This is a genomic window from Enterobacter sp. Bisph1 (assembly GCF_000814905.1).
In the GTDB taxonomy this organism is placed as follows: domain Bacteria; phylum Pseudomonadota; class Gammaproteobacteria; order Enterobacterales; family Enterobacteriaceae; genus Kosakonia.
On the sequence record NZ_JXAG01000043.1, the window covers coordinates 180,640 to 195,147 of the forward strand.

Here is a 14,508-nt window from a genome sequence, read left to right on the forward strand (position 1 = left end):
TTAAGAAGCCGGTTTAGATAGCCCAAAAAATGCGCGGGCTGCTACCTCGTCTCGGGCAATTTGCGCTTTGAGCTCGTCAAGCGAGGCAAATCGCTGTTCGTTGCGTAATTTTTTACGCAGTACAACATCTATATGGCGCCCATAGAGGTCCATTACAACGTCTAATAAATGCACTTCCAGCTGCTGACGCACGCCGGCGACCGTTGGCCGCGTGCCAATATTGGCGACGCCTGGAAGGAGCGTATCGCCAAGCCCTGCCACTTCGACCGCGTATACCCCTTTAACCGGGGAGACCTGACGGCGGAGCGGCAAATTCGCCGTCGGAAAGCCAATGGTACGCCCCAGTTCATCACCGTGCACCACGCGCCCGGATATGGTAAAGGGGTGACCGAGTAAATTTTCAGCCAGCGCCAGGTTATCCTCCGCCAGTGCCTGCCTTACTGCCGTACTGCTTACGCGCATGCCGCCCTGACAGAAGGTTTGCGTGCTGGTGACGCTGAAACCATACTTTTCACCCGCCTTCTGTAATAACAAGAAATCCCCCTGGCGACCAGCGCCAAAACGGAAATCATCGCCCACTGCGAGAAATTTCACATCGAGGCGATCGACCAGCAGCGAGCTGACAAAGGTTTGTGCGGTGAAGGCCGCAAAACGGCGGTCGAAGCGCACGCAGAGCACATAATCGACGCCGCACTCGGCCAGCAAACGCAGCTTTTCACGCAGGCGGGTCAGGCGCGCAGGGGCTTTATCCCCGGCGAACAGCTCCAGCGGCTGCGGCTCAAAAATCATCACTACCACCGGCAAGCCACGGGCGCGCCCTTCGGCGCGAAGCCCTTCCAGCAACGCCTGATGGCCACGATGTACACCATCGAAATTACCAATAGTCAGCACGCACCCGTGCGGTGCCTGGCTGAGATTATGTAGGCCGCGTATCAGCTTCATGTCTGGCTCAAAACAGTGAAAATCGCCGGATTATACCTTGTACAACGGGCAACGTTAACCGGCGATTGCCTCTCAGCGCCAGAAAGGAGAAGGATTTCATCAGGCTGTCGGTCATTGCTCAGAAAATCTGCCTTAGTTAACGATTTTTATGGTGGAAAAGCTGTATTCGCGACACGCAAGCTGTTAGAATCCTGCGCCATCACTACGTAACGAGCGCTGTCTTTTAACGGCGCTTATTTGCACAAATCCATTGACAAAAGAAGGCTAAAAGGGCATATTCCCCGGCCTTTGAATTGTCCATATAGATCATATTTGGGAGTTGGACCTTGGCTAATATCAAATCAGCTAAGAAGCGCGCCGTTCAGTCTGAAAAGGCTCGCAAGCACAACGCTAGCCGTCGCTCAATGATGCGTACTTTCATCAAGAAAGTATACGCAGCTATTGAAGCTGGCGACAAAGCCGCTGCGCAGAATGCATTTAATGAGATGCAACCGATCGTGGATCGTCAGGCCGCTAAGGGTCTGATCCACAAAAACAAAGCAGCGCGTCATAAAGCTAACCTGACCGCACAGATCAACAAACTGGCTTAATCGCTGGGCTGTTGGCTTTGTGAAAAAACCCGCTCAGGCGGGTTTTTTTATTTCTGCGTTAGCGTAAAGAGCGCCGAATAATCCCGATGACAGATGCGCTGCACCGCCGGATGCTGGATCATCCGTTCGGCAAAAATGGCGTGATACTCCTCCATCACATTCTCTACCCGCCCTATCTCAACCATCCGATCGTCAGCGTAGAAGTCATCGGCATACATTGTCGGGGCGACAAAAATGGCGTTGTGCGTTGCGCCAAAAGCCTTCATCAATGCCGCATCATCAAACTCGCCTAATATCTCCACCTGCAACCCCTGCGCGTTAAACCAGTTCATCAGCTTGCGTCCGAGCATGGAACGACGCCCGGGAATTAATAAGCGCCGTTCTTCAAGACAGGCCGGGAAAGGTTTTTTCAGCGGCGGGCTGCTGCACCAAAAACTGACGCTGCACTCGCCAATTTTTATCGAGAACAGCCCTTCCTGCTGCGCGGAGTCGATGGGGCAGTCGGAGATGATCATATCCAGTTGATGCTGGCTCAGTTGCTCTAACAACAGCTCATGGGTAGATTCAAAGCAGCGCAAATGTATCTGCTCTCCGTCCTGCACCACCGTATCCAGAATCCCGCTCACCAGCCGTTTCGAGAGGGCATCGGCGACGCCGACATCAAATAGCAGGTTTGACTCTTTACGGTAGTTAATGATGTCGAGCATCTCCTGGCTCAGGGCAAACATTTTATCGGCGTAGCGGAACACCAGCGCCCCGAGCTCGGTAGGCTCCAGCCCCCTTCCCTTACGCTTAAAAAGTTTGCCCTGTAAGCGCTCTTCCAGCGCTTTGATCTGCCCGGTGATGGTTTGCGGGGTCAGAAAAAGCACCTCCGCCGCGCCAACGACGGAGCCTTCCCGATAGACATGCCAGAAGTAATACAGATGATTGTAATTAATGTACGACATCGCCTTCTGCCCCGCTCGCCGTCAGGTACGGATGATACGCGTACGCAGCAGGCAGTAACCCGTTACGGCCGAGATGATGGAGCCCGTCAGAATGCCAAGCTTGCTCCAGGCGACCATATCGGCATGCGCATCGCCAAAGGCCAGCGAGGAGATAAAGATAGACATAGTAAAGCCGATACCGCACAGCACACCGACGGCCATAATTTGTTTAAACACCGCGCCCTGCGGCAGCCTCGCCAGTTTTAGACGCAGCGCCAGCCAACAGAAAAGAGAGATTCCCAGCGGTTTACCGATAACCAGACCAGCGATAATCCCCAGCGGTAAAACGTCACCCAGCCCGGAGAGAGACATTCCGTGCAAAGAGACCCCCGCATTGGCAAAGGCAAACAGCGGCAGAATTAGCCAGCCAACCCACGGATTGATGGCATCAACCAACTGGTGCAGCGGCGAAACGCCGTTCTCTTCTTTTAGTGGGACAAAGAAACCAACCACCACCCCCGCAAGCGTCGCATGCACACCGGACTTCAGCACCGCGGTCCACAGGACAACGCCAACCAGCATATACAGCCCAACGCGGCGGATATTGAGGGCGTTCATAATCGCCAGAACCACAATCGCTCCGGCCGCAACGGTCAGCGCCAGCGTCGAGAGATCGTGGGTATAGAACAGCGCAATAATGATAATCGCACCCAAATCATCGATAATCGCCAACGCCATTAAAAATACTTTTAACACCGGCGGAACCCGGTTCCCGAGCAGCGCCAGTACGCCGAGGGCGAAGGCGATATCGGTGGCGGTAGGGATGGCCCAACCGTGGCTTGCCAGCGGGTTGTTATAATTAAACAGCAGGAAGATCAGCGCCGGTGCAACCATGCCGCCGAGCGCGGCGATAACCGGAAAAACCGCCTGTTGGCGGCTGGCGAGGGTGCCCTGAATCAGCTCATATTTCACTTCCAGGCCGACCATCAGGAAAAAGATTGCCATCAGCGCATCGTTGATCCACAGCAGCATATCTTTTTTGATCTCCAGCGAGCCGACCTTCAGCTCAACGGGCGTTTGCAGAAAAGAGCTGTATAACTCCTGGGTTGCGCCCAGGTTGGCGCACAGCATTGCCAGCGCCGCCGCAAAAATAAGCACAATGCCGCCCGAGGCATCGCTGCTAAAGAAGCGTTGCAAAAATTTCATGTGTTCTCCAGTCCCTTTAACATCGTGGCGGCTATCTTACTCCGCTCCAATCCTCGTCAAAAACAGATTATAGCTGCCAATAAGCTCTCTTTTTCCGAGTAATACTGAAAAGAGATAAAAAAGCCCGGCATAAGCCGGGCTCGAAAGCATGTCGTGCAGAAAAATTAACGGGTTAAATCGTCAAAGAATTTCTTCACACCGTCGAAGAAGCTTTTGGAGCGCGGGCTGTTATGTTCCCCCGTCGGGCCGCCAAAGCTATCCTGCAGATCCTGCAGCAGCTGTTTTTGCTTGTCGTTTAAGCCAACCGGCGTTTCTACCACCACGCGACACAGCAGATCGCCCTGCGCGCCGCCACGAACGGATTTCACACCTTTGCTGCGCATACGGAAGAGTTTGCCCGTCTGCGTCTCAGCCGGCACTTTCAGCTTCACGCGGCCGTCCAGCGTCGGCACTTCAATTTCGCCGCCCAGCGCCGCCATGGCAAAGTTAATCGGCACTTCGCAGTAAAGATTATTGCCTTCGCGTTCAAAGATTGGGTGCTGTTTCACCTGCACCTGAACGTACAGATCGCCTGCCGGTGCGCCGTGTTCGCCCGCTTCGCCTTCGCCGCTCAGACGGATGCGATCGCCGGTGTCTACGCCTGCGGGGATTTTAACGGACAGGGTTTTCGATTTTTCTACACGCCCATGGCCGTGACATTTATTGCACGGATCTTTAATCAGCGTACCGCGTCCCTGACAGTGCGGACAGGTCTGCTGTACGGCAAAGAACCCCTGGCGCATCTGTACCTGGCCGGAACCGTGACAGGTCGGACAGGTTTGCGGCTGCGTACCCGCTTTCGCGCCGCTGCCGTGGCACAGATCGCACTCTTCGAGGGTCGGAATACGGATCTCTTTGGTGACGCCGCGAACCGCTTCTTCCAGCGTTAAATCCATGTTGTAGCGTAAATCGGAGCCGCGCGCCGCGCGCTGCCGGCCACGTCCGCCGCCGAAGATATCGCCAAATACGTCGCCAAAAATATCGCTGAAGTCTGCGCCGCCGCCGCCAAAGCCGCCGCCGCCGAAACCACCGCCGCCCATGCCGCCTTGTTCAAAGGCCGCATGACCGTACTGATCGTAAGCCGCACGTTTTTGGGCATCGGTCAGGACTTCGTAGGCTTCTTTGATCTCTTTAAATTTTGCTTCGGCCTCTTTATCGCCCTGGTTGCGGTCCGGGTGATATTTCATGGCCAGGCGTTTATACGCCTTTTTGATTTCACGCTCTTCCGCGGATTTCGGAACGCCTAAAATCTCGTAATAGTCTTGCTTCGCCATCGGTTTATCTGCCCCTTAACATACGAGCACGGGCGTGGAGAAAACTCCGACGCCCGTGCTGGTTATCTACCCTGCATCAGGGCGATTATTTCTTGTCTTTGACTTCTTCGAACTCGGCGTCAACAACGTCGTCATCTTTTGCGCCGGTTGCAGAAGCATCAGCTGCGCCCGCCTGCTGCTGCGCGTGCTGTTGCTGCGCGATTTCCAGCAGCTTCTGCGAAGCCTGTGCCAGCGTCTGCATTTTCGCTTCGATTGCGGCTTTATCTTCGCCTTTCAGCGCAGTTTCCAGCTCGCTCAGCGCAGCGTCGATAGCAGTTTTGTCTTCGGCCGGCAGCTTGTCGCCTGCTTCTTCAACCTGCTTACGGGTGCTGTGCAGCAGATGGTCGCCCTGGTTACGGGTCTGCACCAGCTCTTCGAACTTACGGTCAGATTCGGCGTTCGCTTCCGCTTCACGTACCATTTTCTGGATCTCTTCTTCGTTCAGACCAGAAGAAGCCTTAATGGTAATTTTCTGTTCGCGGTTGGTATTTTTGTCTTTCGCAGAGACATGCAAAATACCGTCGGCGTCGATATCGAAGGTCACTTCAATCTGCGGCATACCGCGCGGAGACGGGTTGATGCCATCGAGGTTGAACTGGCCCAGCGATTTGTTATCGGACGCACGTTTACGCTCACCCTGCAGCACATGGATGGTTACCGCAGACTGGTTGTCTTCCGCCGTCGAGAACACCTGGCTGTGCTTGGTCGGGATAGTGGTGTTTTTGTTGATCAGCGCAGTCATCACGCCGCCCATGGTTTCGATACCCAGCGACAGCGGGGTAACGTCCAGCAGCAGAACGTCTTTTACTTCACCGGTCAATACACCGCCCTGAACCGCAGCACCGATAGCGACCGCTTCGTCCGGGTTAACGTCTTTACGCGGCTCTTTACCAAAGAACTCAGCGACTTTTTTCTGCACCATCGGCATACGCGTCTGGCCACCGACCAGAATCACGTCGTTGATGTCGGATACGGACAGGCCAGCATCCTGCAGCGCAACTTTCAGCGGCTCGATAGAACGGTTAACCAGGTCTTCCACCAGGCTTTCCAGTTTGGCGCGAGTCACTTTGATGTTCATGTGTTTCGGACCGGTCGCGTCTGCGGTGATGTACGGCAGGTTCACGTCGGTCTGCTGCGCGGAAGAGAGCTCGATTTTGGCTTTTTCAGCGGCTTCTTTCAGACGCTGCATCGCCAGCGGATCGTTACGCAGATCGATACCCTGATCTTTCTTGAACTCTTCCACCAGGTAGTTGATCAAACGGCTGTCGAAGTCTTCACCACCCAGGTGGGTATCACCGTTGGTTGCCAGAACTTCGAAGGTTTTTTCGCCGTCAACTTCATCGATTTCGATGATAGAGATATCGAAAGTACCGCCGCCGAGGTCATAAACCGCGATGGTACGGTTGCCGGTCTCTTTATCCAGACCGTAGGCCAGCGCTGCCGCCGTCGGTTCGTTGATAATACGTTTTACTTCCAGGCCCGCGATACGGCCAGCGTCTTTCGTCGCCTGACGCTGCGCATCGTTAAAGTAAGCCGGAACGGTGATAACAGCTTCAGTTACCGGTTCACCCAGGTAATCTTCGGCGGTTTTCTTCATTTTTTTCAGCACTTCCGCAGAGATCTGCGGCGGTGCCATTTTAGTGCCTTTTACATCAATCCACGCATCGCCGTTGTCGGCCGCGATGATTTTGTACGGCATGATAGATTCGTCACGCTGGACTTCCTCGTCCTGGAAGCGACGGCCAATCAGGCGTTTGATCGCAAACAGGGTGTTTTGCGGGTTCGTCACTGCCTGACGTTTAGCCGGCTGACCTACCAGAGTTTCGCCATCCTGCGTATAAGCGATAATCGAAGGCGTGGTGCGGTCGCCTTCAGCATTCTCCAGCACACGCGCCTGAGCACCATCCATAATGGCTACACAAGAGTTGGTTGTGCCAAGGTCAATACCAATAATTTTACCCATCTAAACGTCTCCACTAAAAAATCGTCATCATGTGGTTGTGAACCTGTAATAAGGGCGAAACGTGCGGTTTCAACTCCCTTGTATCGTTTTTTTTCAAGCTCACACACTGCGGTTGACTACAAGATGGGGTCGCACGGCCGGTCATCAAGGGGGAGCGGTAAAAAATTTTTTAATTTACACCTGTTCAGATCATAGACAGGTGACATAGCGCTATTTATGATGCCGCGCCCCGTCACCTCTACACGGACGCGGGGCTTTCATTTTCCCTTTTCATAATTGGTTTATTTTGAGGAATTATGGGCAACACTAAGTTGGCTAATCCGGCTCCGCTGGGCTTAATGGGCTTCGGCATGACCACTATTCTGCTTAACCTGCACAATATTGGTTTATTCCCGATGGATGGCATTATCCTGGCGATGGGCATTTTCTACGGTGGTATTGCACAAATTTTTGCCGGCCTGCTTGAGTATAAAAAAGGCAACACCTTCGGCCTGACCGCGTTCACCTCTTACGGTTCTTTCTGGCTGACGCTGGTGGCGATTCTGCTGTTGCCGAAAATGGGTCTCGCAGACGCGGCTAACGGCCATTTCCTGGGCGTGTATTTAGCTATCTGGGGCGTGTTTACCCTGTTTATGTTCTTCGGCACGCTGAAAGGCGCACGCGTACTGCAGTTCGTGTTCCTGAGCCTGACCGTGCTGTTTGCCCTGCTGGCGATTGGCCACCTGGCCGATAACGAAGGCATTGTCCACATTGCAGGCTGGGTAGGTCTGGTATGTGGTGCCAGCGCAATCTATCTGGCGATGGGCGAAGTGCTGAACGAACAGTTCGAGCGCACAGTCCTGCCGATTGGCGAAAAACACTAAGTTCTCCGCCTTCAGAAAACAAAACGGAGCCCTTTGGCTCCGTTTTTCTATAACTGCTGAACCGCGCCTTCAGCCACTTTTTCATGATGAAGGTCCTGGCGCAGCACAATCCCCAGCCCGAGGCCAATTAGCGACAACGCCAGCACATACCAGGCGGGAGCCATCGGCGAGACGCCCATCAACATCGTTACCGCAACCGGCGTTAGTCCGCCGAAAATGGCGTACGACACATTGTAGGAAAACGAAATACCAGTGAAGCGGACTTCGGCCGGAAAGGCGCGCACCATGACATACGGCACAGCACCCACCACGCCCACGCACAGGCCCACCAAACCGTATAAAAGAAACAGTTGCTCCGGGTGGCTGCCCACTAAGTGATAGAAAAACCAGCTGGAACCGGCCAGCAGGAGGCTGCCGACAATAAACGTGCGGCTGGCACCGAATTTATCCACCAGCAGCCCGGCGGCGAGGCAGCCGAAACAGAGCATAACGGTAGCAATACTGTTCGCCTGCAACGTTAACGCTGGCGCGAATCCATACTGTTTCTGCAGCCAAACCGGCGACATAAGAATGACAACCACGATCCCGGCGGAGAGCAGCCAGGTCAGCAGCATGGAGACCACCACCGCTTTTTTATGTTTCAGCACCACGGATTTAACCGGTAGCTCCTGGGCTAACGCTTTGCGCTGCTGCATTTCGAGGAAAATCGGCGTCTCTTGCAACCAGCGGCGCAGGTACATCGCCACCAGACCAAATGCACCGCCGAGCAGGAACGGGATACGCCAGCCGCCATCATGAATGGCCTGCTGCGTCATGCTGGTATTTAGCAGCGTCGCCACGACTGAACCCAGTAAAATGCCCACCGTCAGCCCTGCAGTCAGCGTGCCGCAGGCAATGCCAATGCGACGCGCCGGAACATGTTCTGCGACAAACACCCAGGCGCCAGGCACTTCACCGCCAATCGCTGCGCCTTGCAGCACCCGCATCAACAGCAGCAGTAACGGCGCAATAATGCCCATCGAGGCATAGGTCGGTAACAAGCCAATCGCCAGCGTCGGCAGCGCCATCAGCAGGATGCTGAGGGTAAACATCTTTTTACGCCCGACCAGATCGCCAAAGTGCGCCATCACAATGCCGCCAAGGGGACGCGCCAGATAGCCGGCGGCAAAAATGCCAAAGGTTTGCACCTGGCGCAGCCAGTCGGGTATATCCGGCGGGAAGAAGAGTTCGCCGACGACGGCGGCAAAGAAAACAAAAATGATGAAATCATAAAACTCCAGCGCGCCGCCAAGGGCCGCGAGCGTTAAGGTTTTATAATCCTGTCGGTTCAGAGGGCGTGTGTAATTTGACATAGCGGACCGTTAGTAAGGAAGGAGTGTTAATGTGATTTTTACGTATTCTGTAAATTAAAAATTACTATACCGTAAATAAATTAACACTCCAGCGCCGATACCGCTTATTTTATCAGCGTCACTTTTTTAGGATAAAGTTTCGCGATGCGCGTTCTTAGGGCGGAAAGATGCTACTACTTGCGGGTCGGTTTCAATGTAGGGCCCATCCAGTAACTGTACACAATACGGTACACTGGCAAAAATGCCCGCCACTTTCACTTCGCCATCCGCCCCTTTGAGTCCTTCCAGCGTCTCTTTAATCGACTTCGGCTGGCCGGGCAAATTAAGGATCAGCGCCTGCTTGCGAATAACGCCCACCTGTCGGGAGAGGATCGCGGTCGGCACAAAGTTAAGACTGATTTGTCGCATCTGTTCGCCAAACCCCGGCATTTCACGGTCGGCGACCGCCAGCGTCGCATCGGGCGTCACATCCCGGCGCGCGGGCCCGGTACCGCCGGTGGTTAACACCAGATGGCAGCTCATTTCGTCCACCAGCTCACACAGGGTTTGCTCGATGATGCTTTGCTCATCGGGGATCAGGCGGGTTTCAATCTCAAACGGGGTGGTCAGAGCGCTCGCCAGCCACTCTTCGAGGGCAGGTAAACCTTTATCCTGATAAACGCCGCTGGAGGCGCGATCGGAAACCGAAACTAAACCAATGCGTAGTGTGTTCATAGTCATTCCGTGCAAAAAACAATTTAACGAAATGATACACGCTGAGGGGAGAAGCAAACAATTCGCAGAGAAGAAGCGTGACCGGGGATCCGGCCACGCCTGAAGATTACAGCAGATCGCCGATCATTTTTTCCAGTTTTTCCTGGTCAACGGCAAACTTGCGAATACCATCCGCCAGTTTATCTACCGCCATCGGATCCTGGTTGTGCTGCCAGAGGAATTCCGCTTCGGTGATGCGCTCCGGACGGGCTTTCACTTCGCCGCTGTAAGCGAGTTTACGCTCAATTGCGCCTTCGCTTTCCGCCAGCTCTTTCAGCAGCGCCGGGGCGATGGTCAGACGGTCACAGCCTGCCAGCTCAACGATTTCACCAGTGTTACGGAAGCTTGCGCCCATCACCACGGTTTCATACCCGTGCTGTTTGTAGTACTGATAAATCTCCGTGACGGATACCACGCCCGGATCTTCAGCCGGCGCATACTCTTTTTTATCCGTATTGGCTTTGTACCAGTCGAGGATACGGCCAACAAACGGGGAGATCAGGAACACGCCCGCTTCGGCGCACGCACGCGCTTGTGCAAAGGAGAACAGCAGGGTGAGGTTACAGTTGATACCCTCTTTTTCCAGCTGCTCAGCGGCGCGAATCCCCTGCCAGGTGGAAGCCAGTTTGATCAGGATACGATCGTTGCTGATGCCCGCATCGTTGTACATTTTGATCAGGCGTTTAGCTTTGGCGATAGAGGCTTCGGTGTCATAGGAAAGGCGTGCGTCGACTTCGGTAGAGATACGGCCAGGGATCAGTTTGAGGATTTCCAGACCGATATTTACCGCCAGGCGATCCGTGGCATCAACAATCTGCTGTGCGCGATCGCTGCTCTGGCTGCGCGCCCAGGTCACGGCGTCGTCAATCAGTTTACGGTATTCCGGGATTTGAGCTGCCCCAAGGATCAGAGATGGGTTGGTTGTCGCATCCTGCGGCTGGTACAACTTCATTGCCGCGATATCTCCGGTATCAGCCACGACTGTGGTGTACTGACGCAGGGAGGTCAATTTATCCGTCATGATAGTGTTTCTCTTTAAACGATACCCTGAATACTCCACGCGAAGCGCGACGACGCGTTGCTACGCCTGGCGCAAAAACACAGCCAGCGCACCTGAACGGGAAGTATGACGAGTATACTTGTTAGGGGGATGTAACCGGTCTGCCCTGATGATAACACGACGCACTGCCAGCGCAACCGCTGGTAATGCTCTGAAAAATGTATGGTAAACTTTCATTGTTTCGTGCCAGCCATGTGATGCATATTTCTCGTTAGCCCCTTCCCCGGTTAACCCCCCGGCATCAACAAGAGGAATGTTAATGCCAGAATTTTTCTCATTTATCAGCGAAATACTGTGGGGATCGTTAATGGTCTACCTGCTGGCGGCGGCAGGTATCTGGTTTGCCTTTCGTAGCCGGTTTGTTCCCTTCCGTTTTATTCGCGATTTTGCTCAAAGTCTGAAAAATGGCCGTTTGGCAGAACCGGGCTCGCTGTCGGCATATCAAGCGTTATGCCTGAGCCTGGCAACCCGGCTCGGTACCGGCAATCTGGCCGGTGTGGCGTTTGCCCTGACCACCGGCGGACCCGGTGCGATTTTCTGGATGTGGGTGTCCGCCATTATCGGTATGTTCATCAGTTTTGCTGAGTGTTCGCTGGCGCAGCTGTACAAAGAGCGCGATGCCAATCAGCAGCTACGCGGCGGTCCGGCCTGGTATATGGAGCGCGGATTGGGAATGCGCTGGATGGGCGTGCTGTTCGCCCTCTTTTTGCTGCTCTCATACGGTCTGTTTTTTAACGCCATCCAATCCAGTTCGATGGCTCACGCCATCCGTTACGCATGGAACGTACCCGAATTGGTCACTGGCCTGGCGCTGGCCGCAGCGGCGCTGCTCTATATGCTCAAGGGGCTAAAAACCATTACGCGGATGTTGCAGTGGGTAGTGCCAGCGATGGCGCTGATGTGGATCCTGGCCAGTTTCGGCGTCAGTCTTTGGCACGCTACGCTGCTGCCTGCCGTTTTCGAGAACATTTTCAAAAGCGCGTTTGGCTGGCAGGAAGCGGCAACGGGCACCATGGCATGGACGCTGAGCCAGGCGATCACCAGCGGCTTTCAGCGCAGCGTATTTGCCAACGAATCCGGAATGGGTTCGTCACCCAACGCCGCAGCCGCCGCTGCATCCTGGCCGCCCCATCCCGTTTCTCAGGGAATCGTGCAGATGATCGGCGTCGTCACGGATACTTTTCTGGTCTGTACCGGCAGCGCGCTTATTCTATTACTTGCTAATGCGGCCCCCGACACTCTCGCTATCAGCGGCACACAGCTGCTTCAGGAGGCGATGGAAGCGCTTGTTGGCAGCTGGGGCGACGGATTTGTCGCCGTGATCGTTACACTATTTGCCTTTACCTCGGTGGTGGCGAACTACACCTACGCGGAAAATAATCTGATCTTTTTACGCCGCAATAGCGCAAGGAATATCGCGCTGCTGCGCACGGCCGTGATCGTCATGATCCTGCTGGGCTCACTTTTCCATCTGCCGGTTATCTGGCACATTGGCGATGTGATCATGGCGCTAATGGCGATGACCAACCTGACGGCAATCCTGCTGCTATCGCCGGTGGTCAGCCTGCTGGCGCGCGATTACCTGCGCCAGCGTAAACTTGGCGTGGTACCTGTTTTTGACCCGAAGCGCTACCCGGAGATCAAGCGTCAGCTTGCGCCGGGCTGCTGGGATGAGATCCCTCGCGCGCCGCGCTGATTGCAACTATCGATCAAGCCTGTCGGATTTTTTGCTACAGTCGGCGGAAATTTCTCGCACAGCAAGGACTGAGAATGCTGATTTTAATTTCACCTGCTAAAACACTCGATTATCAAAGCCCGCTGGCGACCACACGTTTTACCCAGCCGGCGCTGCTGGATTACTCTGCGCAGCTGATCGAAAGCGCACGTAAACTCTCGGCGCCGCAAATCAAAGCGCTGATGGGCATTAGCGATAAACTCGCCGATCTGAACGCGACCCGCTTTCATGACTGGCAGCCTGATTTCACACTGGAAAACGCCCGTCAGGCCATTTTGGCTTTTAAAGGCGATGTTTATACCGGACTGCAGGCGGAAACCTTTAGCGAGGCGGATTTCGACTTTGCCCAGCAGCACCTGCGCATGCTCTCCGGGCTTTATGGCGTGCTGCGCCCGCTGGATCTGATGCAGCCTTATCGCCTCGAGATGGGCATCCGTTTTGAGAATGCCAACGGCAAGGATCTCTACCAGTTCTGGGGCGATGTCATCACCAACACGCTGAACGAAGCCATTGCCGCCCAGGGCGACGATATCGTGATCAATCTGGCCTCAGACGAATATTTCCGCTCCGTCAAAACGCAGAAGCTGAACGCCAGCATTATCAAGCCCGTATTCCTTGATGAGAAAAACGGCAAGTTTAAAGTCATCAGTTTTTACGCCAAGAAAGCGCGCGGGCTGATGAGCCGTTACATTATTGAGCATCGTTTGACGAAACCGGAGCAGTTAACCGGTTTTAATAGCGAAGGGTATTTCTTTGATGCAGACGCCTCGTCAGAAGGCGAACTGGTCTTTAAGCGACACGAACAGTAAGCGTTAAACTTCCCCCGCCCAAAGGCGGGGGAAAAGTTGAACTTAGGCTTTGCTCATCATCAACTTGCGCAAGGCGGCAAAATCCGCAGGCAGTGTATGCGACAGCAGCGGTAAATCGGCGCGATCCGCCAGTTCTTTCGGCAGCGGCAGGGTTTCGCCAAGAATCACTTCTACGCTCTCTTTAAACTTCGCCGGATGCGCGGTGCCGAGGAACAGGCCATACTCGCCCGGCTGCAGTTGATCGCGCAGCGCGCGGTAAGCGATAGCGGCATGGGGCTCGGAAACATATCCCTTCTCTTTCAGCTCGCGGATAGTCGCTTTGGTGGTGTCATCATCCACCGCCGCATAGCCCAGCTCGTTTAAGCGCCAAATCTTACGGCGAAACAGCTCTTCAACGCGCGGCCAGTTATTTGGCTGGCTGACATCCATGGCGTTCGACAGGGTTGCCTGGGTCGCATTAGGCTGCCATTGTCCCTCTTTCAGGAAGCGCGGCACCGTGTCATTGGCGTTGGTCGCGGCGATAAAACGCTTAATCGGCAGACCCAGCGATTTCGCCAGTAAACCGGCGGTGAGATCGCCAAAGTTGCCGCTCGGCACAGAAACCACCAGCTGGTTGCGCGCTTCTTGCGGTAGTTGGGCGACGGCTTCAAAGTAATAACAAATCTGCGCCAGCAGGCGGCTGATATTAATCGAGTTTGCCGAGTTCAGCCCGAGCGCCGTTTTTAGCTCTTCATCATCAAAAGCCTGTTTCACCAGCGCCTGACAGGCATCAAAATCTGCGTCGATAGCGACGGTTTCAATATTCCCACCCAGCGTGCAAAACAGTTTCTCCTGCAACGGGCTGATTTTGCCCTGCGGATAGAGGATCACCACGCGAACGTTTTTCATACCGTAAAAAGCATGCGCCACCGCGGCACCCGTATCGCCGGATGTGGCGGTGAGGATAGTCACCGGCTT

Annotated in this window: 13 protein-coding genes; 4 read left to right on the forward strand and 9 right to left on the reverse strand. The window is 54.5% G+C overall.

Annotated features, from left to right (window positions below):
• Complete coding sequence (gene ribF / locus RW65_RS14605; RefSeq protein WP_039057499.1) at positions 1-942, reverse strand: bifunctional riboflavin kinase/FAD synthetase; 942 nt, start codon at positions 940-942, stop codon at positions 1-3.
• A gap of 326 nt (positions 943-1,268) precedes the next feature.
• Between ribF and rpsT the strand changes: the two genes are divergently transcribed.
• Positions 1,269-1,532: a 30S ribosomal protein S20 gene (rpsT, locus tag RW65_RS14610; RefSeq protein ID WP_003856458.1), complete on the forward strand. Its 264-nt coding sequence runs from the start codon at positions 1,269-1,271 to the stop codon at positions 1,530-1,532.
• Between the two features lie 47 nt (positions 1,533-1,579).
• Here the strand turns inward: rpsT and nhaR are convergent, their stop codons facing one another.
• The 4 genes from nhaR to dnaK all read right to left on the reverse strand — a co-directional run bounded on the left by nhaR (position 1,580) and on the right by dnaK (position 6,979).
• On the reverse strand, positions 1,580-2,479 hold the full coding sequence (gene nhaR, locus RW65_RS14615) for a transcriptional activator NhaR (protein ID WP_039057500.1): 900 nt from the start codon (positions 2,477-2,479) through the stop codon (positions 1,580-1,582).
• Positions 2,480-2,500: 21 nt separating this feature from the next.
• Positions 2,501-3,664 carry a Na+/H+ antiporter NhaA gene (nhaA, locus tag RW65_RS14620; protein ID WP_039057501.1) on the reverse strand — a complete coding sequence of 388 codons (1,164 nt, stop codon included), beginning with the start codon at positions 3,662-3,664 and terminating at the stop codon, positions 2,501-2,503.
• Positions 3,665-3,828: 164 nt separating this feature from the next.
• A complete protein-coding gene (gene dnaJ / locus RW65_RS14625) occupies positions 3,829-4,977 on the reverse strand; it encodes a molecular chaperone DnaJ (protein WP_039057502.1) in 1,149 nt (382 codons plus the stop codon).
• Between the two features lie 85 nt (positions 4,978-5,062).
• Positions 5,063-6,979 carry a molecular chaperone DnaK gene (gene dnaK / locus RW65_RS14630; protein ID WP_039057504.1) on the reverse strand — a complete coding sequence of 639 codons (1,917 nt, stop codon included), beginning with the start codon at positions 6,977-6,979 and terminating at the stop codon, positions 5,063-5,065.
• Positions 6,980-7,275: 296 nt separating this feature from the next.
• On the opposite strand from dnaK, the gene satP reads away from it, so the two are divergent.
• A complete protein-coding gene (satP, locus tag RW65_RS14635; RefSeq protein ID WP_039057505.1) occupies positions 7,276-7,842 on the forward strand; it encodes an acetate uptake transporter in 567 nt (188 codons plus the stop codon).
• A gap of 47 nt (positions 7,843-7,889) precedes the next feature.
• Here the strand turns inward: satP and RW65_RS14640 are convergent, their stop codons facing one another.
• The 3 genes from RW65_RS14640 to tal form a co-directional block, all read right to left on the reverse strand.
• Positions 7,890-9,194: an MFS transporter gene (locus RW65_RS14640; RefSeq protein WP_039057507.1), complete on the reverse strand. Its 1,305-nt coding sequence runs from the start codon at positions 9,192-9,194 to the stop codon at positions 7,890-7,892.
• A 126-nt stretch (positions 9,195-9,320) separates the two neighbouring features.
• Complete coding sequence (gene mog / locus RW65_RS14645; RefSeq protein ID WP_039057508.1) at positions 9,321-9,908, reverse strand: molybdopterin adenylyltransferase; 588 nt, start codon at positions 9,906-9,908, stop codon at positions 9,321-9,323.
• 106 nt (positions 9,909-10,014) lie between these two features.
• Positions 10,015-10,968, reverse strand: a complete 954-nt coding sequence (gene tal, locus RW65_RS14650) for a transaldolase (RefSeq protein WP_039057509.1) — start codon at positions 10,966-10,968, stop codon at positions 10,015-10,017.
• A 298-nt stretch (positions 10,969-11,266) separates the two neighbouring features.
• On the opposite strand from tal, the gene RW65_RS14655 reads away from it, so the two are divergent.
• Positions 11,267-12,703, forward strand: a complete 1,437-nt coding sequence (locus tag RW65_RS14655) for an alanine/glycine:cation symporter family protein (protein WP_039057511.1) — start codon at positions 11,267-11,269, stop codon at positions 12,701-12,703.
• A 74-nt stretch (positions 12,704-12,777) separates the two neighbouring features.
• Positions 12,778-13,551, forward strand: a complete 774-nt coding sequence (yaaA, locus tag RW65_RS14660) for a peroxide stress protein YaaA (protein ID WP_039057512.1) — start codon at positions 12,778-12,780, stop codon at positions 13,549-13,551.
• Between the two features lie 42 nt (positions 13,552-13,593).
• On the opposite strand, the gene thrC is transcribed toward yaaA, so the two are convergent.
• On the reverse strand, positions 13,594-14,508 hold a 915-nt coding region (thrC, locus tag RW65_RS14665; protein ID WP_039057520.1), incomplete at its 5' end, for a threonine synthase.